Genomic DNA, 21,335 nt, shown 5'->3' with positions numbered 1-21,335 from the left:
GGCGTGCCGGCCTATTAGAGGAACCGCTTCATGTCCAGATCCTTGCGTTGCTGTGTTCCCTTTGCCCTGGTTGTGCTGTGCAGCGCGGTGTCGGCTGCGCCGCAGAACCTCACCGTCATCTCCTTTGGCGGCGCCACCAAGCAGGCCCAGGACAAGGCCTACTTCCAACCTTTCAACGCCAGCGGCGCAGGACGCGTGGTTGCCGGCGAGTACAACGGTGAGCTGTCGAAAATCAAGGCCATGGTCGATGTCGGCCATACCAGCTGGGACGTGGTCGAGGTCGAGAGCCCGGAGCTGTTGCGCGGCTGTGACGAAGGCCTGTTCGAGCGTCTCGATCCGGCGCGCTTCGGCGACCCGGCGCAGTTCGTCCCGGGCACCCTGAGCGAATGCGGGGTGGCCACCTACGTCTGGTCGATGGTCATGGCCTACGACAACGGCAAGCTGGCCAAGGCGCCGAGTTCCTGGGCCGACTTCTGGAACATTGCCGACTTCCCCGGCAAGCGCGGCTTGCGCAAGGGTGCCAAGTACACCCTGGAGATCGCCTTGCTCGCCGACGGGGTCAAGCCCGAGCAGCTGTATGAAGTGCTCGGTACGCCGCAAGGGGTGAGCCGCGCCTTTGCCAAACTGGACCAGATCAAGGGCAATATCCAGTGGTGGGAAGCCGGCGCGCAACCGGCGCAGTGGCTGATTGCCGGTGACGTGGTCATGAGCGCGGCCTACAACGGCCGGATCGCCTCGGCGCAGAAAGAGGGCATGAAGCTCAGTATCGTCTGGCCGCAAAGCCTGTACGACCCGGAATACTGGGCGGTGGTCAAGGGCACGCCGAACAAGGCCCTGGCCGAGGACTTCATTGCCTTTGCCAGCCAGCCACAAACCCAAAAGGTGTTTTCCGAGGAGATTCCCTACGGGCCGGTGCACCGCGAGGCGCTGAAGCTGCTGCCGGCTAATGTCCAGCAACAGTTGCCGACCGCCGAGGCCAACCTGGCCGGGGCGCGGGCGGTGGATGCCGGGTTCTGGGTGGACCATGGCGAGGAGCTGGAGCAGCGCTTCAACGCCTGGGCGGCGCGCTGAATTCATCGCGGGTCAAGCCCCACAGGGGCAGTCCAATCTGTGGGAGCGGCGGTGCGGCGACCCGACTTGCCCCGCGATGCTGTTGAACCGTTAGGCCAGCCAGGCAGCAAACTGCTCCTTGCAGTAATCGACAAACAACTGCGCAGGCTTGGTCAGCTGCGCACGCTTGAGCCAGCCGGCCACCAGCGCGGAGCCTGTGACATCTTCGGCAATCTCCACACAGACCACTTCCTGTCCATCATAGGTGCTGTGGCCATGGGGCTTGGTCACCAGCAGGGCAAAGCCAAAGCCCTGGCCGACCATGCCGCGGACCATCTCGATCGACGGCGAGCTGAAGACGATGTTCGGGCTCAGCTGCAGTTCTTCGAAAATACTCACGAAGTAAGTGCGGCTGGGCTGCACGTCGAGGAGGATCATCGGCTCCAGCGCCAGGTCCCTGATCGAGACCTGCTTCTGCCCGGCAAAGCGATGGCCCGCCGGCACTAGCGCATAGGGGCGCTGGGGCGCGGTCAGGGCTTCGGTTTCAATGGTGCTGTCCAGGTCATGTTCGTAGAAGATCGCCAGGTCGAAGCGCCCGCCGGTCAGGCCTTGCACCAATTCCTGCTGCTCGCCGTCCTGCAGGCGGATCTCCACCCCCGGAAAACGCTGGCGAAAGCCTGCGATCAAGCGCGGCAGGTAGAGCGGGGCGACGGTCTCGAAGCAGCCGATGTCGATCTGGCCACAGACCACGTCGTTGTCGGCCAGGGCGTTCTGCTCGAACTCGCGGGCCATACGCAGCAGTTCCTGGGCCTTGCGGTAGAAGCGTGCGCCACCCGGGGTCAGCGACACGCCCTGGGCGTGATGGCGGATGAACAGCTGCACGCCGAAGCTGTCTTCCAGGCCCTTGACCGCCGTGGAAATCGACGGCTGGGCGATGTACAGCTTGCGCGACGCCTCGGCGACGCTGCCGCATTCAACGGTGGTGACGAAATACTTCAGTTGACGCAAGGTATAGGACGCCACAGTGCACCTCTGGCTGATTATTTTGCTACACGATACCCCCAGGACGGCCCGGTGCTGCAGCGGATTTTGCTGGCCATTGAGCATATTTACCCGGGCCTGCCGTTGATCGCCTGGGTGGCACTGTGGACCCGCGCACAGCCTCGAACCTGTACGGCGCGCATTTCTTGCGCCGCTCTTGCGAGGTAACTGCCATGAGCCAGCCACGTCCCGACGATGAACCCCTGTGGAAAGATCCGCTGAACAACCCGCAACGCGAGCACGATCCGCTCAGCGACCCGAATGTCTCTGACCCGCAGCGGCGCGACCAGCCGGAGGACGTCGAGCGGGTGCCCGACGACCAGCCCCTGGAGGATCGCCTGCCCGAACCCGACCAGCCGACCCCGCTGTCGGACGAACGCCGCTAATCGGCGCTCAGCTCGTGCACTTGCCAGCGCACCGAGCTGACGCCTTTCTCCAGGCTCACCCGGCTGACCAGGCGTTCCAGCTGGGTGGGCGCATCGGGGCTGCCCATCAGCTCGGCGCGTACTTCCAGCTTGGCCGGGTTGGCCAGGTCTTCACTGTGCAGCGACTGCAGGCGCAGGCCGCCGTTGCCGAAGCTGTGCAGCATCAGGCTGCGCACCTGGATTTCATCTTCGGCGCGGCAGGTGATGCGCACCTCGAAGCGCTGCTCGGCCTCGTTGGCCGGCAGCACGTCCTGATGATTCAGACGCTGGGCGATGTCGCGCAGCAGGATATTGGCGCAGAGCACCACGCAGCTGCCCAGCGCCGCCTCCAGCAACAGCCCCAGGCTGCACAGCACGCCAATGGCGGCGGTGCACCAGAGCGTCGCAGCGGTGTTCAGCCCGCGTACGTTGAGGCCGTCGCGCATGATCACACCACCGCCCAGAAAGCCGATGCCCGAGACCACATAGGCGGCAACCCGTGAAGCGTCGGTGGCGGCCATGCCCGGCACTGCCTGGGTCATCAGCACGAACAGGCAGGCGCCGGTGCTGACCAGGGCATTGGTGCGCAGGCCGGTCAGGCGCTGACGCAGTTGACGTTCGGCGCCAATCAGCGCCCCGAGTACCAGCGCGACGGTGACGCGCAGCAGAAATACTTTCCAATCCATAGCAAACCTCGAATCCACGGCAATACGCCGCGTTGTCATCGCCAGTGGGCGATGTACGTGAACAAAGAGAATGCGCAGGGCCACGGGCCTTCAACACCGGTGAAGGTGCAAGGTGTGCGGGAAGGAGAATGAGGATTTGTCATCCACAAGGGATGCGAATCGCCACTGACCGCCATGTTCGGCGTGCCAGTGACAGGGGGAACCTGCTGAACTAGCGCGCCGTGTGGACCTGTCGCAATCGACTAGGGCTACTGTCCAATGCAGGACTCCTGTGTAGGCATGCAAAAATGCGGGCGAGAAACTAACCCTCGGGCAGCGCAGGGTCAAGGGTAAAAACATGACAATTGTTGCATTGGCAGCGGATCGTTGCAGATATGCAACGCTGTGGGTCATCGTGTTGTCTTTCCCAGGTGCGCTTCAAAAGCTACTGTTCCCTGAAAGGACTTTCGAGAGACCTGTGTGCAACCTTTGATCAATTACTGGCGGCTGGTGCTGCATCCCGGTGCGGACACCCTGCGCTTCGCCTTGCGGACCATCGTTGCCTGCCTGTTGACCCTGTACCTGGCGTTCATCTTCGACCTCGACCAACCGAAGTGGTCGGTGATGGCGGTGTTCATCGTCAGCCAGCCGCTGGGCGGCATGACCCTGCAACGCAGCTTCGCCCAGGTGCTCGGCACCACCCTCGGCGCGGCGGTGGCGGTGTTGATCATGGCGGTATTCGCGCAGGCGCCATTGCCGTTCATTATCACCCTGGCCCTGTGGCTGGCCCTGTGTACCGCCGGCGGCACCTTGCTGCGCTACACCAGCTCGCATGCCTTCGTGCTCAGCGGCTTTACCGCCGTGGTGGTGGCGATGCTGGCGATCCCCGAGCAGGACAACACCCTGATGCTGGCCATTACCCGGGTCACCGAAACCCTGCTGGCGGTGGCCTGCGTGTGTGCGGTGAGCCTGCTCAGTGCACGGCCGCAGACAGTGGCCACGGGCTATTTTGCCAAGGTCGACAACCTCATTAAGCTGATGGCCAGCCACGCTGCGGCGGCGATTCGCGGTGAAGAGAGCGCGGCCGAGTTCAGCAAGCGGCAGATGCAGATCCTTGGCGAGATCAGCGCCCTGGAAGGCCTGCGCCGCCACCTGTATTTCGACGCCCCGCATTTGCGCGGGGCCAACGGCCTGGTGCAACTGCTCGGCAACCAGTTGGTGCTGCTCAGCTCGCGGCTGGCGGTGCTGCGTAACCAGAAGCTGATGATCGCCGAGCGCTGGCAGGGCAGTTATCCGGAGTTCATCAGCCGCTTGCTGGCCGACGAGCTGGCCTTTCTCGACCAACTGGCGCAGCAGGGCCGGGCCTTGCCAGCCGAGGCACGCGAGCATTTCAGCGCCTTGCAGCGGCGTTTCGACCAGGCCGCGCTACAGGCCGAGCAGCTGCAAAACGACCTGCCAACGCCGCTTCGCTCATTGGCCTGGGCCTTGCGCTGGGAGCAGGCGCGCCTGCTCGAACAGCTCGGCGAAATGCTCGAACTCAGCGATGCCATCCAGGAAGGCCGTGCCGGCGATTGCCTGTACCGCCAGGGCCGCAGCAATCCCTTGCACCTGGACTGGCGCCTGGCGGCGATGAACGCCAGCCGCGCCTTTATTGCCCTGGTCGCGGCCGGGCTGATCTGGATCGAAACCGCCTGGGACGGCGCCCGCGCCGGGATGATTCTGGTGGGCATCCTCTGCTCGTTGATGGCGACCTTTCCGCGCCCGCTGATGGCGGCGCAGAACTACGCCCGCGGCCTGGGCCTGGCGCTGCTGGTGTCGGCGCTGTACCAGTTCTGGCTGATCCCGCAGGTGGTCGATTTCGAAATGCTCGCGCTGCTGCTGTTGCCCTTGCTCTATGTAGTGGCGGTGGGGCTGTCGGGGCCGATGACCGCCGGCATCGGCATGGGCCTGGGCTTGTCGAGCTTCTTGCTGTTCGGCCCGCAGAACATCGGCGCCTGGCAGAACACGGCGATGCAATGGTTCGAATTCGCCGGTGCCTACGTGTGTGGCGCGGCGTTGTCGCTGATGGTGTATGCGTGGATTTTCCCGTTCAACCCGCAATTGCGCATCGAACGGCTGTTTCGTGAAACCCGCGAACAGGTGTATGCCTTGCTCAAGGGCCCGGCCTCGGACGCGCGCCAGTTCGCTTTTGAGAGCCGCATGCTCGACCGCCTGACCCTGATTATCGGCCTGCTGCCAGCGACCCGTGATGAGCGCTCGCGGGGGCTGTTCGAGGTCAACCTGGCATGCATGGCCCTGGGCGTGGCCTTGCGCCAGTTGCAGGAGCAGGGCAGGGCCAACCCGTTGCTGCCCGAGGCCCTGCGCGCGCAGCTTGAGCAGGTATTGCGCAACACCGGCCGCTATATCGCCGGGCGCACCGCGCTGGTGCTGCCAGACTTGCTGCAGACCCTGCAGGCGTTGGGCGAGCACCTGGACAATCTGCACGGCGAACAACTGCAGGCGCCGGCCGAGCAGTTGCGCTCGTTGTTTCGCATTCGTGTGGCGTTGCTGGTGATCGCAGGCTTTTTGCGTCACTACAGCCCCTACCTTGAACCCGCTGCCGAAGGAGCCCCGGCCCTTGCCCATTGATTTCGAGATTGGCGGTGTCTACCTGCCGCCGATCGCCCAGGCCCTGCTGCTGGCCATACCGCTGTTGATCGCCGTGCTCTGGCTGCTGCAAAAGCTTGGGGTGATGCAGCGGGTCTGGCATCCGGCATTGTTTGAAGGCGCGCTGTACGCTTGCCTGTGCGCCTTGATCATCCTGTACATGGGGAGCTGAACCTTGAACAAACTTGTGGCCCAGGTTTCGACCCTGGTTGTGGTGGTACTGGCGCTGCTGCTCGGCTGGTTTGCCTGGGAGCATTACACCCGCGCGCCCTGGACCCGCGATGCGCGGGTGCGCGCCGACGTGGTGACGCTGTCGGCGGATGTCGCCGGGCGTATCATCAGCCTCAAGGTGGCGGATAACCAGCACGTCGACCAAGGCCAGTTGCTGCTGCAAATCGACCCCGAGCGCTATGCCCTGGCGGTCGAACATGCGCGCCGCGCCATCGAAGTGGCGCGGGCCAGCGAAGGCCTGGCCCAGGCGGCGATCATCTCAAGCCAGGCCTTGCTCAAGCAGCGCCAGAGCGAAGAACAACGGCGCCGCACCCTCAAGCAAGGCTTTGCCATCTCCGGTGAAGAATGGGAGAAATCCAGCACCGACGTGGCCGTGGCCCAGGCCGAACTGATGCGCGGCCAGGCCAACCTGAGCCTGGCCACCGCCAACGTGCAACTGGCCACTGCCGCCTTGACCCAGGCCGAGCTTGACCTGCAACGCACACAGATTGTTGCCCCGGTCAGCGGTTATGTGACCAACCTGCTGACCCGCCAGGGCGACTACGCCACGGCCGGCGGACCTTTACTGGCGCTGGTCGACAGCGGCTCGTTCCATATCAGCGGCTATTTCGAGGAAACCAAGCTGCCGCGCATCCACCCGGGCAGCAAGGTCGACATCGCCCTGATGAGCGGCGAACGCTTCCAGGGCACGGTGCAGAGCATCGCCTACGCCATCACCGACCGCGAAAACGCCCCTGGCAACCGCCTGCTGGCCAACATCAACCCCAGCTACACTTGGGTGAAGCTGGCCCAGCGGGTGCCGGTGCGCATCGACATCGACCCAGGCTTTGCCGGCAAAGCCGACCTGCGGGCCGGTACCACGGCGACGGTGACGGTGCGCGAATAGGGTCCAGGTGGTAGGCTTTGCGGCGTTTCTGCCCAGCCACGCGAAGCTCGACGCATGATCCTCAACCTCGCTGTATTTCTCTGCACCCTGACGGCCATGGAGGGCATCGGCTACCTGGCGCATCGCTACATCATGCACGGCTGGGGCTGGTTCCTGCATCGCTCGCACCATGAGCCGCACCTGGGGGCGCTGGAAACCAACGACGTCTATCTGCTGGCCCTGGCCCTGATCGCCTTGGCCCTGGTGGCCATCGGCCGCGCCGGGCATGCGCCGTTGCAGTGGGTGGGGGCGGGCGTGGCGGCGTTCGGGGTGATCTACGTGATCGTCCATGACGGCATCGTCCACCGCCACTGGCCGTTTGCGCCACGGCCGCGCAACCGTTACCTCAAGCGCTTGTACCGTGCGCACCTTCTCCACCATGCGCTGAAGGGGCGGGATAACAATGTCTCGTTCGGGTTCCTGTATGCACCGCCCATGCACAAGATCAAGCAGCAATTGCGCGCGCGGCGCCGGGGTTGACCCGCAGGCGCGCAATTTCATACAAGATTGTCCGGTGCCGCATGCGTAAGGTAGTAGTGTTCTGTACATGGAGAAGCGTATGAGCCTGCACATCGAAACCCCGTTGATCGCCTCGCGTCCGTTGAGCCTGGCCAGTGGCCTGGAGGTCTGGCTGAAGCTCGACGCGCTGCAGCCCTCCGGCTCGTTCAAGCTGCGCGGCATCGGCGCTGCCTGTGAAGCCTATGCCCAGCAGGGCAAGCGCCGCTTCGTGTCGTCCTCGGGCGGTAATGCCGGCATCGCCGTGGCCGTGGCCGGGCGCATTCTCGGCCTGGCGGTGACCGTGGTGGTGCCGGAGACCACCACCGAGCGGGCCAAGCAGCTGATTCGCCAGGAACAGGCCGAGGTGATCGTGCATGGCAAGGCCTGGCACGAGGCCAATGCCCTGGCGCTGTCGCTGATGGGCGAGGATGACGCCTATATCCACCCCTTCGACGACCCGCTGCTGTGGCAAGGCCACGCGAGCATGATCGACGAGGTCGCCGCTACCCGCTTCAAGCCCGATGCGGTAGTGGTCGCGGTCGGCGGCGGTGGTTTGTTGTCGGGGGTCTGTGAAGGCCTGGCGCGCAACGGCTGGGGCCAGGTGCCGGTGTTTGCCGTAGAAACCAGCGGCGCCGCATCGCTGGCCGCGGCCATGGCGCAAAAGCAGCTGGTGGCGCTGGACGGGGTCAACACCGTGGCCACTTCGCTGGCGGCCAAGCAAGTGTGCCAGCGCGCCTTCGAGTGGAGCCAGGAGCGGCCGGTGGTCAGCCATGTGGTCAGTGACCAGGCGGCGCTGGAGGCCTGCGAGCAGTTCCTGCTCGACCAGCGCATCCTGGTCGAGCCCGCCTGCGGTGCAGCCCTGGCCCTGGCGTACGCGCCCACGGCCGAGCTCAAGCAGCACCAGAAGGTGCTGGTGATCGTGTGTGGCGGCGTCACCGCAACCCTCGACCAGATCCGCCAATGGCGCGCGGCCTGCTAGTTGGATAGCGTCGTCCATCAGGCTCCCGGGCATCCAGGCGTACGCCTGATCGATGCCCGTTACCAGCAATTTGCCTTTCCCCGGCATTTTCACCTGGAGTACCACATCGGCCTGATCGTCACCGGCCAGCAGCGTTACGCCGCCGGCGGCACGCGCCAGCTGGCCGGGGCCGGGGACATCCTGCTGATGGCCCCGGAGCACGTGCACGACGGCGCCAGTGCCGATGACCAGGGCTACGGCATCCGTATCCTGACCCTTGATCCTGGCTGGCTGGCCGAGGTCAGCCGTGACCTGAGCGACGGCCGCCAGGGCCTGCCCAACCTCAATGCCTTGCAACTGCGCCACCCGCAGTTGCAGCAGCTGCTTAATGGTTTGCACCAGCAGCACGACCCGCTGGCGTTTGCAAGTCACCTGTGGGAAACCCTGGCGCTGCTGCTCGGGCTGGGTTCCACCCTCAAAGTGAACGAGCACAGCAACGGTTTTGATCCACAGCGTTGGCGGCAGTTGCGTGAATGGCTGGAGTCGCGCCTGGATCAGCCGCCGAGCCTGGAAGAAATGGCTGCATTCGTTGATTTGAGCCCGTGGCAGCTATTGCGCCGCTTTCGCAATCACTGCGGCTTGCCGCCCCAGCAATGGTTGACCCACCTGCGTCTGGAGCGGGCCTTGCCGCGGGTGCTGGCCGGGCAGCCCTTGAGTGAAATTGCCCTGGACCTGGGCTTCTACGACCAGGCCCATTTCAGCCGCCTGTTTCGCCGCACCTACGGCGCGCCACCACGGGGCCTGAAGGTGCTGAAACGCTAACCCGTGCGGATTCTCAGCGCCTGGGCACATCACCGGCAACCGTGGTCCGGAACATCTCGCGGCGCATGCCATGGTAGTCAGCGATCGGCAGGTGCCAGGTGCTGCGGTTGTCCCAGATCGCCAGGGTTCCCTGACGCCAGCGCATGCGGCAGGTAAAAGCGGGTGCGCTGGCCAGGTTGAACAGGTAGTCGAGCAGCGGCCTGGCTTCTTCGCTGCGCAAACCCTGGATGCCAACGGTGTAGGCAGGGTTGATGAACAGCACCTTCTCGCCGGTTTGCGGATGACGGGTCACCAGCGGGTGGCTGCGCATGTCCTGCGAGGTGTCGCTGCCATAGTGGATGGCCATGTTTTCCAGCAGGGCGTTGTGGTTGGCGCCGACCCCGTAGGCCCGCTCGGGGCTGTGCAGTGCATCGAGAGTGTCCAGCAGCGCCTGCATGCCCGCTGACAGCCATTGATAGGCCAGTGCCAGGTTGGCGTAGCAGGTATCGCCACCGTAAGGCGGGATGTCGTGGCCGTAGAGCAGGGTGTAGGCCGGCGGGCGCTGCTGGAAGGTCCAGTCGCTGTGCCAGGCGCCACCGAACACGAAGGGCGCCTTCTCGTCGGCCTCCTTGACCACGTGCACCACGTGCGGATGGTCAACCATGGTGGTCACGTAGGGCTCGCGGCCGAATTCGCCGAACTGTCGGGTGACCCGTTCAAGGTCGGCAAGGCGCAGGTTCTGCTCGCGAATGAACAGCACCTTGTGCGCCAGCAGCGCCTGGCGCAGTTCGACCCAGCCTGCGTCCTCCAGGCGGTTCAAGTCGAGTCCCTCGACGTCGGCACCGAGGGCGCCGGTGCTGGGCAAGACGCGCAAGTGGCGGTAATCGGCTGCGCGGTTGTGGTCGGGATGGCAGTAGATGAATTCGCTCATGACGGACACTCGTGTGGGCCTGCGGTCATCGGGATTGCAGTTCATCGCGCACCGCGGCTGCAACCGGGTCGGGGTCATGTCCACGGCTCACCCACCAGCCAAAGCCTGCCGCCGTAAAGAACATGATCAAGCTGTAGATTGCCGCCGGTATGGCCATGGTCGAGTTGTTCAGCAGGGTCGGGCTCAGCGCCAGGGCAATGGCCAGGGTGCCGTTGTGGATGCCGATCTCCATGCCGATGGCAATCGCCTGGCGCTTGGGGATTTTCAGCAGCCGTGGCAGCCAGTAGCCGACGCCCAGGCTCAGCAGGTTGAACAGCAGCGCCGCGCCGCCTACCACCGGGGCATAGTCGACGACGGTCTGCCAGTCCTTGACCATTGCCAGGACAATCGTGAATACCAGAAACAGCGCGGCGATGATCTTCATCGGCCGCTCCATGCGCATGGCAAAGCCCGGCGCCAGGCGGCGGATCAGCATGCCGATGGCCACCGGCACCAGGACAATGGCAAACACCTGCAGCACCTTGGCAAACTGCAGCGGGATGGCCTGGTCGGCGGCCATGAAGTAGGCCAGCGACAGGTTGACCAACAGCGGCATGGTCAGGATCGCAATCAGCGAGTTGACCGCCGTCAGGGTCACGTTCAAGGCTACGTCACCGTGGGCCAGGTGGCTGAACAGGTTGGCGGTAGTGCCGCCAGGGGATGCGGCCAGCAGCATCAGGCCTACCGCCAAAGCAGGGGCCAGGCCAAAGCCCTTGGCGATCAGAAAGCAAATGAACGGCAGCAGCAGGATCTGGCAGGCCAGGCCGATCAGCACCGGCCGGGGGAACTTCACCACCCGGGCAAAATCGGCCAGGGTCAGGGTCAGCCCCAGGCCGAGCATGATGAAACCCAGGGCGATGGGCAGGAAGGCACTGAGCAAGGGCGATGCAGTCATGGCGCGGACTCACAAGAAGGCGGTGTCCGCCAGTGTAGGCAAGGATTTCGATATCCATTACAGATCTTGCGGTTTATGTCCGGCAGACAGTAGCATCGGCGCTTTTGCCCCAGGACCCGATACCCGATGCAGTTTCAGCCAGGCATTCTCGCCGCCCCCGTTCCCGCCCAGGCCCGCCACCTGTTCTTCACCTTGCACTCGCCCGCAGCATTGCCGGGCGTGCTCGATGGGCTGCTGCAGCAGGTTGATGGCAGCCGTGTGGTGGCCGGTTTCGGCGCGCCGCTGGTGCAGGCCCTGGGTGGCAGCATCGACGGCCTGCGCGGGTTTCCGCAGCTGACCGCGGCAGTCGACAACCCCTGCACCCAGCACGACCTGTGGCTGTGGCTGCGCGGTGAAGACCGTGGCGAGCTGTGGCTGCACAGCCAGGCGCTCGAGCAACTGCTGGCCCCGGCCTTGAAACGGTTCGAGGCCACCGATGCCTTCCGCCACAAGAGCGGCCACGACCTGACCGGCTATGAAGACGGCACCGAGAACCCGGTGGAAGACGCCGCCGTCGAAGCGGCGATCCTTGCCAGCGAGGTACCAGGCTTGAACGGTTCGAGCTTTGCCGCGTTCCAGCTGTGGCGCCATGACCTCAATTGTTTCAAAGCTTTGCCGCAAGCCGAGCAGGACGACATTATCGGCCGGCGCAAGGCCGACAACGAAGAGCTTGACGCCGCGCCGCAGTCGGCCCACGTCAAGCGCACCGCCCAGGAAAGCTTCGCCCCTGAAGCCTTTATCGTCCGCCGCTCGATGCCCTGGGCGGATGAGCGTGGTGCCGGCCTGGCGTTCCTGGCTTTCGGTCACTCGTTTGATGCGTTCGAAGTGCAGCTGCGGCGCATGAGCGGCCTGGAAGATGGCGTGGTCGATGCCCTGTACCGCTTCAGCCGGCCGCTGACTGGAGGCTACTATTGGTGCCCGCCGCTGGGCGAGCATGGGTTGGATTTGAGCGCTGTGCTCGGGCGGTAGATCGATCGCGGGTCAAGTCGAGTCGTCGCACCGCCGCTCCCACAGGATTGATGCAGACCTGTAGGAGCGGGCTTGACCCGCGATGAGGCCCGTACAAGTGTAAGAAAATTTTACGGACTTTTTACGAAGGTGCGTCAAGCACAAAGCCATACTGCCGGCGCATTTCTTCGAGACGTCTGACCGTGAGCCAAGTCGCAACTTCCGCAAGCGCCCATTCCCCCGTAAAAACTTCGTCACTGAGCCTGTTGATCGCCGCCGCCGGCGTGGTCTATGGCGATATCGGCACCAGCCCGCTGTACACCTTGAAGGAGGTCTTCGCCGGTCATTACGGCGTGCAGGCCAACCATGACGGTGTGCTCGGCATCCTCTCGCTGGTGTTCTGGTCGCTGATCTGGGTGGTGACCATCAAGTACGTGCTGTTCGTGCTGCGCGCCGATAACCAGGGCGAAGGCGGGATCATGGCCCTGACCGCCCTGGCGCGGCGGGCGGCGGCGCCGTACCCGCGCTTGAGCCGGGTGCTGGTGCTGCTCGGGCTGTTTGGCGCGGCCTTGTTTTACGGCGACAGCATGATCACTCCGGCGATTTCCGTGCTGTCGGCGGTGGAGGGGCTGCAACTGGCCTTTGACGGCATCGACCATTGGGTCGTGCCCTTGGCGGTGGTGGTGCTGGTGGCGCTGTTTCTGATCCAAAAGCATGGCACCGCACGCATCGGGATCATTTTCGGCCCGGTCATGGTGCTGTGGTTCAGCGTGCTTGGCGCGCTGGGCATCTATGGCATCGTCCAGCGCCCGGAAGTGCTGCTAGCGATGAACCCGGCCTGGGCGGTGAACTTCTTTATCGTCCACCCGGGCATGGGCGTGGCGATTCTTGGCGCGGTGGTGCTGGCCCTGACCGGCGCCGAGGCGCTGTATGCCGACATGGGCCATTTCGGCCGCAAGCCGATTGCCCGCGCCTGGATCCTGCTGGTGCTGCCGGGGCTGGTACTCAACTATTTCGGTCAGGGCGCGCTGATCCTCGGCAACCCCGAGGCGGTCCGCAACCCGTTCTACCTGCTGGCCCCGGACTGGGCGCTGCTGCCGATGATCGCCCTGGCCACCCTGGCGACCATCATTGCCTCCCAGGCGGTGATTTCCGGCGCCTTCTCGCTGACGCGCCAGGCGATTCAGCTGGGCTACGTGCCGCGCATGTTCATCCAGCACACCTCAAGCCAGGAGCAGGGGCAGATCTACATCGGCACGGTGAACTGGGCGCTGATGGTCGGCGTGGTGCTGCTGGTGATCGGCTTCGAGTCGTCCGGCGCCCTGGCGGCAGCCTATGGCGTGGCGGTCACTGGCACCATGCTGATCACCACCTTGCTGTCTTCGGCGGTGGTACTGCTGTTGTGGAAGGCTCCGCGCTGGCTGGCGCTGCCGTTGCTGTTGGGCTTTTTGCTGGTCGACAGCCTGTACTTCGCCGCCAACGCGCCGAAGATCTTCCAGGGCGGCGCCTTCCCGGTAATCGCCGGTATCGCCTTGTTCATTCTGATGACCACCTGGAAACGCGGACGCAAGATCATCGTCGAGCGCCTCGACGAATCGGCCTTGCCGCTGCCGCTGTTCATCAGCAGCCTGGCTGCGCAACCGCCGCACCGGGTGCAGGGCACTGCGGTGTTCCTCACCGCCCGCGCCGACGCCGTGCCCCACGCGCTGCTGCATAATCTGCTGCACAACCAGGTGTTGCACGAGCGGGTGGTGCTGCTCACCGTGGTGTCCCAGGACCGGCCGCGGGTGCCGGTGGCCCAGCGTTTTGAAGTACAGGCCTTTGGCGAGGGCTTCTATCGGGTCAACCTCAACTTCGGTTTTATCGAAGAACCCGACGTACCGGCGGCGTTGCAGTTGTGTCACCTCAAGGACCTGGACTTCAGCCCGATGGTGACCACCTACTTCCTCAGCCGCGAGACGGTAATCCCGACCAGGCGCATCGGCATGGCGCGCTGGCGCGAGGCGCTGTTCGCGTTCCTGCTGAAGAACGCCAACAGCAACCTCAAGTACTTCAACCTGCCGCTGAACCGGGTGATCGAGCTGGGCACCCAGGTCGAGATGTAGCCCGGGGCCTAGGCGGTGGCCGCTGCGGCCAGCGGCGCCGCCTTGCGCACCAGGCGCTGCAGGCGGCTGGCGATGGCAAAGCCGATCAGCGCCAGCAGCATCATGGCGACGAACACATAGTTGTAGCCTTGCTGGCCGGGGAAGTGGTCAAGGAGCGCGCCGTAGCCGACGTAGGCGAACATCCCCGGCGCATAGCCGATCAGGCAGCCGATGCCGAAGGCGGAACCGGTGATGTGCGGGGCGATCCCGACTTCACCCATCGGCGCCCAGAACACCCCGCGCATGGAAAACACGATGAAGGCGAACGACAGCGTCGCGGCCATGCCGGCATAGATGAAGCCCGGGCTCTTGGGCACCAGAAGGATGATCGCCATCATCGGCAGCAGCGCCAGGAACGCCCACTTCAGGTAGCGGCTGGGGCTCTTGAAGTGCTTGTCGGCGATAAACCCACCGGCCGGCCCGCCAAGGATCTTCAGCATGTACTGGTTGATGATGCCGTAGGCGCCGACCAGTGCCACCGGCAGGCCGTAGACTTCCTTCAGGTAGGGGATGAAGTAGGTCAGGCCGCAGTAGACGATGTAGACCATGAACACGTTGAAGCTGACCAGCCAGATCGCCGGCACCTTGATTGCCTCCATAAGGTTGGCCAGCGGGTTCTTGGCGCTGGTCTGGGCCTGGGCCTGATTGCCTTTGAGCAAGAACCAGGTCAGCACCCCGGCGGCGATGTCGATCAGCGCGTAGAACAGGATCGCCGCTTTCAGACCATGTTCGCCGCTGCCCAGGGCAACGAACACGCCCAGCGCACTAAACGCCACCAGGGTGTCGACCACCCCGCGGCCGCCTTCGAGCAGGCCAAACATGCGCCCTTGCTCCTGATCGTTGCCCAGGCCGCGAATGGCCTTGAGCAGCGCCGGCCAGTAGATGCAGTCGGCGCACACCGCCAGCAGGCAGAACACCAGCATCAGGCTGCTGAACGGCGGGAAGGTGGCCAGGTACAGGCCCAGGGCGCCGGTACCGATCAGGCCCAGGGGGATCAGCTTGCGGGTATCAAAACGGTCAGCGAGCATGCCGCCGACCACGAACAGGCCAGTGGCGATGATGGCGTTGGCGCTGAGCAGCAAGCCGATCTGGGTGTGCGAGAGGCCCATGAACTCCTGCATGGGTACGTAGAACGCATCCTTGAGGTTGGCCAGTTTGTAGACGGTGCCGCCACCGAGGATCAGTATCAGGAACTTGAACCATTTGGCCTTGTTTTGCGCAGTCATTGTTATTCTCCAGGCGTAGTGGGGTAGGGGCTCAAAGGCTGGCAGGGCTGGCCAGGGTCAACTCGGCGAGGGTGCGCAACTCGGCCAGCAAGGTTTTCACGTAGCTGACCTGGTTGTTGGCCCAGCGCTGTTCGCCGGCCAGCATCTGCTCGAGGGTCAGGCCGGCGGGCAGCGGCGTGTCGCTCATTTCCCGGTAGGCAATGAACGGGTCGGCCGGCTCGTTGCGCTGGCGGAAGGCCGGGGCGAGGTAGTGGTTTTCCTGTTCGAGGATGAAGGCGATCACTTGCGGCTGCTGTTCACCGAGCATCAGCAGCTCGAACAGCATGCGCGCGCCGGGCAGCTCGTCCTCGGCGCTGCCCTGCAGTACCCCGCAGTGGCCAAAACCCTGGTCTTCGGCCACCACCCGCACGCCCTTGAGGTGGCTCTGGCGGATATGCGGGGCGAGGTTGTGCAGGGCCTGCAGCGGTTGCTCGCAGGCATTGATCATGTTGCCGAAATCGAACAGGGCATTGAGCCGCGGATGATTGACCTGGCGCAGCAACTGGGCGATCTCGTCGCTCTTGAGCTCTTCATGCTGCTCGAAATCAAAATGCAGGTCGTGGGCATCGGCCAGCCGGGCCAGGTACAGCAGGTCGCCACCGATCTGGTCCATGACCTGCGAGAGCAGGCCTTCATAACGCGAGTACACGCGAATATTGCGGCTGCCGATGACCTTGGCCACGGCCACCACCGCATCGACGTCGGCCTTGCGCGTGCTGCTGATTTCCAGGTGCACGTCCAGTTGCAATGCGCGGGCTTTTTCGGCGAAGGCACACAACTGCCCGGCGTTCATCTGCGACAGGCTGTTGTGCTCGCCATCGAGCATGTGCAGGCTCAGCCCGGCCAGTTCATGGCGATAGGCGAAGTCGAGCAGGTCAAACGGCGTGACGCGGCCGTGGGTGAGGTTGGTCAGCAGCGGATAGGCGTGGGCAAACAGCCGCGCCTGGTCGAGGCGCTCAAGCAGGCGGCTGGCCAGCTCGCGGGTCAGCAGCGGCGCCTGGGCACCTTGCGCATTGTGGTTCAGTAACGTAGCGAAGCGTTCTTGTAGTGTGTTCATTCGAGTCGTTCCTGGTGCGGGCACCGGTTCTACCGGCGCCGTCTTTATCGCGCCGGCAAGGAACACTCGATAGATCCATTACGGATCATTTGATAAGGCCACTTTCAGACCCGGTGGCCAATCGCCCGCAGCGCCTGGACCAGCGCCTCGACCTTGGCCTCGGCCTGGTCCTGTGGCGTGCCGGCAAAGCCGAGCAACAGTGCCGGCGGCAAGTAGCGGTTCAGGCAGTAGTCGCTCAGGGCGTAGGTGTGCACGCCATGCTCGGCCAGTTGCCGGGCCAGGGCCTGGTCATCGAGCTGCGGCGCAAGCCAGGCGATCAGGTGCATGCCGGCCTCGACCGGGGCCACCTGGAAAAAACCGCCCAGGCGCCGCTGCAGCACCTCGAGCAGGCACTGCTGGCGGGCCTGGTACAGCGCCCGCATGCGGCGGATATGGCCAATGAAGTGGCCTTCGCTCATGAAATCGGCGGTCACCGCCTGCAGCAGGGTCGGCGGGCTGCGGTCGAGCACTGCGCGCAAGGTGCAGAACGGCTCGACCAGGGCCTGGGGCAGAATCACATAGCCCAGGCGCAAGGAGGGGAACAGCACCTTGCTGAAGGTGCCGACATAGATCACCCGTTCGCTCTGGTCCATGGCATACAGCGCCGGCAACTGCCGACCGGCGTAGCGCAGCTCGCTGTCGCAATCGTCTTCAATGATCCAGCTGCCGCTGGCAGCCGCCCAGGCAATCAGCGCCAGGCGCCGGTTGTGGCTGAGGGTCATGCCCAGCGGGTGCTGGCGCGACGGGGTGGTGAAGGCCAGGCGCGCTTCGGGGCAATCACGAATACCCTGTTGCACGTCGATACCCTGGTCATCGACGCGCACCGGCACCACCCGGCAGCCGTGGGCCTGAAAGGCGATGCGCGCGGCGATATGCCCCGGGTCTTCCATCCACAGTGGCTCGTCGGGGTTGAGCAGCAGCATCGCCAGCAGGTTGAAGGCCTGCTGGGCGCCGGAGACGATCACCACCTGCCCGGCGTTACAATCGATACCGCGGGCGTCGAAGACGTACTCGGCAATGGCCTGGCGCAGCGTCTGCAGGCCTTGCAACTCGCCATAACCGAGCAGGGCCTTGCTCGGCTTGTGGCCGTGGCGGTTGAGCAGGCGTTTCCACAATGCCTGGGGAAAGGCCTCGAAAGCGCCATGGCTGGGCAGGAACGAGATCGGCGCCTGATCGCCGCAATGGGCGTAGGACACCCCGCGAAAATGATCGCTGCGCAGCGACAGCATCGTCTGGGTCAGGTCCGACAGTTTGGGCGGCGCAGGTGCTGACGGCTCGGCATCGGTACTGCGCTGCCACTCATCACCGACATAGGTGCCAGCGCCGGTGCGCGAGACCAGGAAACCCTCGGCAATCAGCTGGTCGAAGGCATTGAGCAGGGTGATGCGCGAAACCTGCAATTCCTGGCTCAAGGTGCGCGTCGACGGTAGGCGAATGCCCCCTTGCAGACGGCCGGTGAGGATCTGCTTGCGGATCTGCAGGTACAGCTGGCGATAAAGCGGGGTGGCGCTGTCGCGATCGAGGTCGATACCTGCAAACAGCAAACCGGCGGGGGACTTCATCGAGCTCTCGCAGACACTAGGAAGGGCCTGGACATGCTACGAGAAAGCCCGCCAGGCGGCCAGCCCAGGGCGCTTGTCATCAAATGAAAACAGCTTGTCGTCCGATGCGAAGCACCTGCCTGGCGTAGGGCATAGAGTCCAGTCAACAAGAATTGACGCACGGCGTCAGGATGACTGGAGTGACATGCATGGCCAAAGTCGTACGCTTCTATGAAACCGGTGGCCCCGAGGTCCTGCGCTACGAGGACGCCGAGGTCGGCGAGCCGGGCCCGGGCCAGGTTCGCCTGCGCCAGGTGGCGGTGGGGCTGAACTACGCCGACACCTACTTTCGCAACGGCACCTACCCGATCCCGCTGCCAAGCGGCATGGGCGTCGAGGCCTCGGGGGTGGTGCAGGCGGTGGGCGAGGGCGTGACCCAGGTGGCGGTGGGCGACCGGGTGACCTACACCGGTTTTCTCAACACCCTGGGCGCCTATTGCACCGAGCGGCTGATTCCGGCGGCAGCCTTGATCAAGCTACCGGAAACCATCGCCTTCGAAACCGCCGCAGCAATGACCATGCGCGGCCTGACCTCGGCCTACCTGATGCGCCGCCTGTATGACTTCAAGCCGGGTGACAGCGTGCTGCTGCACGCCGCCGCCGGCGGTGTCGGCCTGATTGTCTCGCAGTGGGCGCGCCTGCTCGGGCTGACGGTGATCGGCACGGTGTCCACCGACGCCAAAGCCGAAGTGGCCCGCGCCCATGGCTGCAGCCACACCATCAACTACAGCCATGAAGACGTCGCCAAGCGCGTGCGCGAGCTGACTGACGGGGTTGGCGTCAACGTGGTGTTCGACAGCGTCGGCAAGAGCACCTTCATGGCCTCGCTCGATTCGCTCAAGCGCCGCGGGCTGATGGTCTGCGTCGGCACCGCCTCGGGCACTATCCCGCCGTTCGACCCGCAGATCCTGGCGATCAAGGGCTCGCTGCACCTGACCCGCCCGGCCCTGGCCGACTACATCGCCGACCCGGCGGAGAAGGCGGACCTGGCCGGCGAGCTGTTCGAGCATGTCAGCAGCGGGCGGATCAAGATCGAGATCAACCAGCACTACGCCTTGCAGGATGCGGTTCAGGCCCACCGTGACCTGGAAGCGCGCAAAACCACCGGCTCGTCAATCTTCGTCATCTGAAGAGGGCAACAGCATGCACATCGAACAACTGACCTGCGCCATCGGTGCCGAAATCACCGGGGTCAATCTGGCAGATGCAATTGATGACGACGACCTGTTCGAGCAGCTGCGTGCGCAGTTGCTCAAGCACCGGGTGCTGTTCTTGCGCGATCAGACCTTCAGCCGCGCCGAGCATGTGGCCTTTGCCCAGCGCTTCGGCGAGCTGGAAGACCACCCGGTGGCCGGCAGCGACCCCGAGCACCCGGGCCTGGTGCAGATCTACAAGCGCCCGGACCAGCCGGCCGATCGCTACGAGAACGCCTGGCACACCGACGCCACCTGGCGCGAGGCGCCGCCCATGGGTTGCGTGCTGCGCTGTGTGGAGTGCCCGCCGGTGGGCGGCGACACCATGTGGGCGAACATGGCGCTGGCCTACCAGAACCTGCCGGATGACGTGAAGGCGCGGATCGAGGGCCTGCGCGCCCGGCACAGCATCGAAGCCAGTTTTGGCGCGGCGATGGCGCTGGAAAAACGCCTGGCGCTCAAGGCGCAGTTCCCCGACGCCGAGCACCCGGTGGTGCGCACCCACCCGGACACCGGCGAGCCGGTGCTGTTCGTCAATGCCTTCACCACCCACTTCAGCAACTACCACACCCCGCAGCGAGTGCGTTTCGGCCAGGACGCCAACCCCGGTGCCAGTGACCTGCTGCGCTACCTGATCAGCCAGGCCTACCTGCCCGAGTACCAGGTGCGCTGGCGCTGGAAACCCAACAGCGTGGCGATCTGGGACAACCGCAGCACCCAGCATTACGCGGTGATGGACTACCCAGCGTGCCACCGCAAGATGGAGCGCGCCGGCATCAAGGGCGAGCGCACCTTCTGAAGGCCAGCAACACCCCAGGACAATAACAAGACCGAGGACTACAGCATGCAATTCTTCGACGATTCGTTGCACCCGGAAAACATGGAAAAGGTGGTGATCACCGTGGCCCCCTATGGCCCGGAGTGGATGCCCGAGGACTTTCCCGAAGACATCCCGCTGACCATGGACGAGCAGGTGCAAAAGGCAGTCGACTGCTATGAAGCCGGCGCCACGGTGCTGCACCTGCACGTGCGCGAGCTGGACGGCAAGGGCTCCAAGCGCCTGTCGAAGTTCAACGAACTGATTGCCGGCGTGCGCGAAGCGGTGCCGGAGATGATCATCCAGGTCGGTGGCTCGATCTCGTTCGCCCCGGAAAGCGACGGCGAGGCGGCCAAGTGGTTGTCCGATGACACCCGGCACATGCTCGCCGAGCTTACGCCCAAGCCCGACCAGGTCACCGTGGCGATCAACACCACGCAGATGAACATCATGGAGCTGCTGTACCCGGAGTACCTGGAGGGCACCTCCCTGGCCCATCCGGCGATCCACGCCGCTTACAGCGAAATGACCGTGCCGGCCGGCCCGGCCTGGGTGCGCGAACACCTGCGCCGCCTGCAGGCCAGCAACATCCAGCCGCACTTCCAGTTGACCGGCATGCACGCCCTGGAAACCCTCGAACGCATCGTGCGCAAGGGCGACTACATGGGCCCGCTGAACCTGACCTGGATCGGCATTGGTGGCGGCTTCGACGGCCCCAACCCGTTCAACTTCTTCAACTTCATTCACCGTGCGCCCAATGGCTGCACGCTGACTGCCGAATCGCTGCTGAAAAACGTGCTGCCGTTCAACACCATGGCCCTGGCCATGGGGCTGCACCCGCGTTGCGGCAACGAAGACACCATCATCGACCAGCACGGCAAGCGCTTCGGTTCGGTGCAGCAAATCCAGCAGACCGTACGCGTGGCCCATGAACTGGGCCGTGAGATCGCCAACGGCAAGGAAGCGCGGGCCATCTACCGCATCGGTGAGCAGTACAGCAGCATCGAGCAGACCCTCAAGGCCAACGGCATGGCGCCTAACCGCCAGCCGGGCCAGAAGGGTGTGCCGCAGCGCGCCTGATTGGCCTGGCCCGGCACGTGGTTACGTGCCGGGCCGGCGATCCACAGCGCTGACCGTCGGGCTTTTCA

General features: G+C 64.6%; 20 protein-coding genes. 13 read left to right on the top strand and 7 right to left on the bottom strand.

Translation table 11 applies throughout. The features are described 5' to 3' along the window. Positions 1 to 30: 30 nt before the first annotated feature. Complete coding sequence (locus tag ACZ9A3_RS10600) at positions 31 to 1,071, top strand: ABC transporter substrate-binding protein (protein WP_476252553.1); 1,041 nt, start codon at positions 31 to 33, stop codon at positions 1,069 to 1,071. Between the two features lie 90 nt (positions 1,072 to 1,161). On the opposite strand, the gene ACZ9A3_RS10595 is transcribed toward ACZ9A3_RS10600, so the two are convergent. Continuing rightward, positions 1,162 to 2,073, bottom strand: coding sequence for a LysR substrate-binding domain-containing protein (locus tag ACZ9A3_RS10595; protein WP_045200925.1), 912 nt, complete (start codon positions 2,071 to 2,073; stop codon positions 1,162 to 1,164). A gap of 191 nt (positions 2,074 to 2,264) precedes the next feature. On the opposite strand from ACZ9A3_RS10595, the gene ACZ9A3_RS10590 reads away from it, so the two are divergent. Further along, positions 2,265 to 2,477, top strand: a complete 213-nt coding sequence (locus tag ACZ9A3_RS10590) for a hypothetical protein (RefSeq protein WP_476252552.1) — start codon at positions 2,265 to 2,267, stop codon at positions 2,475 to 2,477. On the opposite strand, the gene ACZ9A3_RS10585 is transcribed toward ACZ9A3_RS10590, so the two are convergent. Beyond that, complete coding sequence (locus ACZ9A3_RS10585) at positions 2,474 to 3,181, bottom strand: MgtC/SapB family protein (protein WP_045200921.1); 708 nt, start codon at positions 3,179 to 3,181, stop codon at positions 2,474 to 2,476. The two genes, ACZ9A3_RS10590 and ACZ9A3_RS10585, sit on opposite strands and share 4 nt — an antisense overlap. A 459-nt stretch (positions 3,182 to 3,640) precedes the next feature. On the opposite strand from ACZ9A3_RS10585, the gene ACZ9A3_RS10580 reads away from it, so the two are divergent. From ACZ9A3_RS10580 to ACZ9A3_RS10555, 6 genes are all read left to right on the top strand, one after another. Then, the gene (locus ACZ9A3_RS10580) at positions 3,641 to 5,788 is read left to right on the top strand and encodes an FUSC family protein (protein WP_476252551.1); all 2,148 of its coding nucleotides are present in this window, start codon (positions 3,641 to 3,643) and stop codon (positions 5,786 to 5,788) included. Continuing rightward, positions 5,778 to 5,978, top strand: a complete 201-nt coding sequence (locus ACZ9A3_RS10575; RefSeq protein WP_010226052.1) for a DUF1656 domain-containing protein — start codon at positions 5,778 to 5,780, stop codon at positions 5,976 to 5,978. The genes ACZ9A3_RS10580 and ACZ9A3_RS10575 overlap by 11 nt, the downstream gene beginning before the upstream one ends. A gap of 3 nt (positions 5,979 to 5,981) precedes the next feature. Continuing rightward, positions 5,982 to 6,923, top strand: a complete 942-nt coding sequence (locus ACZ9A3_RS10570; RefSeq protein ID WP_476252550.1) for an HlyD family secretion protein — start codon at positions 5,982 to 5,984, stop codon at positions 6,921 to 6,923. Between the two features lie 54 nt (positions 6,924 to 6,977). Continuing rightward, positions 6,978 to 7,442, top strand: a complete 465-nt coding sequence (locus tag ACZ9A3_RS10565) for a sterol desaturase family protein (protein ID WP_093382876.1) — start codon at positions 6,978 to 6,980, stop codon at positions 7,440 to 7,442. A 79-nt stretch (positions 7,443 to 7,521) separates the two neighbouring features. After that, positions 7,522 to 8,439 (top strand): pyridoxal-phosphate dependent enzyme, encoded by a 918-nt coding sequence (locus ACZ9A3_RS10560; RefSeq protein ID WP_093382884.1) that lies wholly within the window; start codon positions 7,522 to 7,524, stop codon positions 8,437 to 8,439. Next, positions 8,440 to 9,240, top strand: a complete 801-nt coding sequence (locus tag ACZ9A3_RS10555) for an AraC family transcriptional regulator (protein WP_045200911.1) — start codon at positions 8,440 to 8,442, stop codon at positions 9,238 to 9,240. A gap of 13 nt (positions 9,241 to 9,253) precedes the next feature. Here ACZ9A3_RS10555 and ACZ9A3_RS10550 read toward each other — a convergent pair whose 3' ends face one another. Together ACZ9A3_RS10550 and ACZ9A3_RS10545 are read right to left on the bottom strand one after the other, a co-directional pair. After that, on the bottom strand, positions 9,254 to 10,150 hold the full coding sequence (locus tag ACZ9A3_RS10550; RefSeq protein ID WP_258597753.1) for a TauD/TfdA dioxygenase family protein: 897 nt from the start codon (positions 10,148 to 10,150) through the stop codon (positions 9,254 to 9,256). A gap of 25 nt (positions 10,151 to 10,175) precedes the next feature. Further along, positions 10,176 to 11,084, bottom strand: a complete 909-nt coding sequence (locus ACZ9A3_RS10545; protein WP_258597751.1) for a bile acid:sodium symporter family protein — start codon at positions 11,082 to 11,084, stop codon at positions 10,176 to 10,178. A 126-nt stretch (positions 11,085 to 11,210) separates the two neighbouring features. Here ACZ9A3_RS10545 and ACZ9A3_RS10540 point away from each other — a divergent pair, with 126 nt between their 5' ends. Both ACZ9A3_RS10540 and ACZ9A3_RS10535 read left to right on the top strand, forming a co-directional pair. Continuing rightward, the gene (locus ACZ9A3_RS10540; RefSeq protein WP_476252549.1) at positions 11,211 to 12,092 is read left to right on the top strand and encodes a Dyp-type peroxidase; all 882 of its coding nucleotides are present in this window, start codon (positions 11,211 to 11,213) and stop codon (positions 12,090 to 12,092) included. A gap of 182 nt (positions 12,093 to 12,274) precedes the next feature. Beyond that, positions 12,275 to 14,176 (top strand): potassium transporter Kup, encoded by a 1,902-nt coding sequence (locus ACZ9A3_RS10535; RefSeq protein WP_476252548.1) that lies wholly within the window; start codon positions 12,275 to 12,277, stop codon positions 14,174 to 14,176. Between the two features lie 8 nt (positions 14,177 to 14,184). On the opposite strand, the gene ACZ9A3_RS10530 is transcribed toward ACZ9A3_RS10535, so the two are convergent. From ACZ9A3_RS10530 to pdxR, 3 genes are all read right to left on the bottom strand, one after another. Then, the gene (locus tag ACZ9A3_RS10530) at positions 14,185 to 15,441 is read right to left on the bottom strand and encodes an MFS transporter (protein WP_476252547.1); all 1,257 of its coding nucleotides are present in this window, start codon (positions 15,439 to 15,441) and stop codon (positions 14,185 to 14,187) included. Positions 15,442 to 15,472: 31 nt separating this feature from the next. After that, complete coding sequence (locus tag ACZ9A3_RS10525; protein WP_045200898.1) at positions 15,473 to 16,537, bottom strand: apurinic/apyrimidinic endonuclease family protein; 1,065 nt, start codon at positions 16,535 to 16,537, stop codon at positions 15,473 to 15,475. A 104-nt stretch (positions 16,538 to 16,641) separates the two neighbouring features. Continuing rightward, positions 16,642 to 18,138, bottom strand: coding sequence for a MocR-like pyridoxine biosynthesis transcription factor PdxR (gene pdxR, locus ACZ9A3_RS10520; protein WP_476252546.1), 1,497 nt, complete (start codon positions 18,136 to 18,138; stop codon positions 16,642 to 16,644). 188 nt (positions 18,139 to 18,326) lie between these two features. On the opposite strand from pdxR, the gene ACZ9A3_RS10515 reads away from it, so the two are divergent. The 3 genes from ACZ9A3_RS10515 to ACZ9A3_RS10505 are packed head-to-tail and all read left to right on the top strand — an operon-like array spanning position 18,327 to position 21,267. After that, complete coding sequence (locus ACZ9A3_RS10515; protein ID WP_045200893.1) at positions 18,327 to 19,307, top strand: quinone oxidoreductase family protein; 981 nt, start codon at positions 18,327 to 18,329, stop codon at positions 19,305 to 19,307. Between the two features lie 13 nt (positions 19,308 to 19,320). Continuing rightward, positions 19,321 to 20,169, top strand: a complete 849-nt coding sequence (locus ACZ9A3_RS10510; protein WP_045200891.1) for a TauD/TfdA dioxygenase family protein — start codon at positions 19,321 to 19,323, stop codon at positions 20,167 to 20,169. A 45-nt stretch (positions 20,170 to 20,214) separates the two neighbouring features. After that, positions 20,215 to 21,267 carry a beta-keto acid cleavage family enzyme gene (locus ACZ9A3_RS10505; RefSeq protein ID WP_045200889.1) on the top strand — a complete coding sequence of 351 codons (1,053 nt, stop codon included), beginning with the start codon at positions 20,215 to 20,217 and terminating at the stop codon, positions 21,265 to 21,267. The last annotated feature ends 68 nt before the right edge of the window (positions 21,268 to 21,335 follow it).

It is taken from the genome of Pseudomonas sp. TE4620, from assembly GCF_056279045.1.
This window is presented reverse-complemented; position numbering and strand designations above follow the sequence as displayed.

Coding starts and splice junctions, on each gene's coding strand:
- ACZ9A3_RS10600 (WP_476252553.1), top strand. CDS start 31: ATGTCCAGATCCTTGCGTTGCTGTGTTCCCTTTGCCCTGGTTGTGCTG.
- ACZ9A3_RS10590 (WP_476252552.1), top strand. CDS start 2,265: ATGAGCCAGCCACGTCCCGACGATGAACCCCTGTGGAAAGATCCGCTG.
- ACZ9A3_RS10585 (WP_045200921.1), bottom strand. CDS start 3,181: ATGGATTGGAAAGTATTTCTGCTGCGCGTCACCGTCGCGCTGGTACTC.
- ACZ9A3_RS10565 (WP_093382876.1), top strand. CDS start 6,978: ATGATCCTCAACCTCGCTGTATTTCTCTGCACCCTGACGGCCATGGAG.
- ACZ9A3_RS10560 (WP_093382884.1), top strand. CDS start 7,522: ATGAGCCTGCACATCGAAACCCCGTTGATCGCCTCGCGTCCGTTGAGC.
- ACZ9A3_RS10550 (WP_258597753.1), bottom strand. CDS start 10,150: ATGAGCGAATTCATCTACTGCCATCCCGACCACAACCGCGCAGCCGAT.
- ACZ9A3_RS10545 (WP_258597751.1), bottom strand. CDS start 11,084: ATGACTGCATCGCCCTTGCTCAGTGCCTTCCTGCCCATCGCCCTGGGT.
- ACZ9A3_RS10540 (WP_476252549.1), top strand. CDS start 11,211: ATGCAGTTTCAGCCAGGCATTCTCGCCGCCCCCGTTCCCGCCCAGGCC.
- ACZ9A3_RS10530 (WP_476252547.1), bottom strand. CDS start 15,441: ATGACTGCGCAAAACAAGGCCAAATGGTTCAAGTTCCTGATACTGATC.
- ACZ9A3_RS10525 (WP_045200898.1), bottom strand. CDS start 16,537: ATGAACACACTACAAGAACGCTTCGCTACGTTACTGAACCACAATGCG.
- pdxR (WP_476252546.1), bottom strand. CDS start 18,138: ATGAAGTCCCCCGCCGGTTTGCTGTTTGCAGGTATCGACCTCGATCGC.
- ACZ9A3_RS10515 (WP_045200893.1), top strand. CDS start 18,327: ATGGCCAAAGTCGTACGCTTCTATGAAACCGGTGGCCCCGAGGTCCTG.
- ACZ9A3_RS10510 (WP_045200891.1), top strand. CDS start 19,321: ATGCACATCGAACAACTGACCTGCGCCATCGGTGCCGAAATCACCGGG.
- ACZ9A3_RS10505 (WP_045200889.1), top strand. CDS start 20,215: ATGCAATTCTTCGACGATTCGTTGCACCCGGAAAACATGGAAAAGGTG.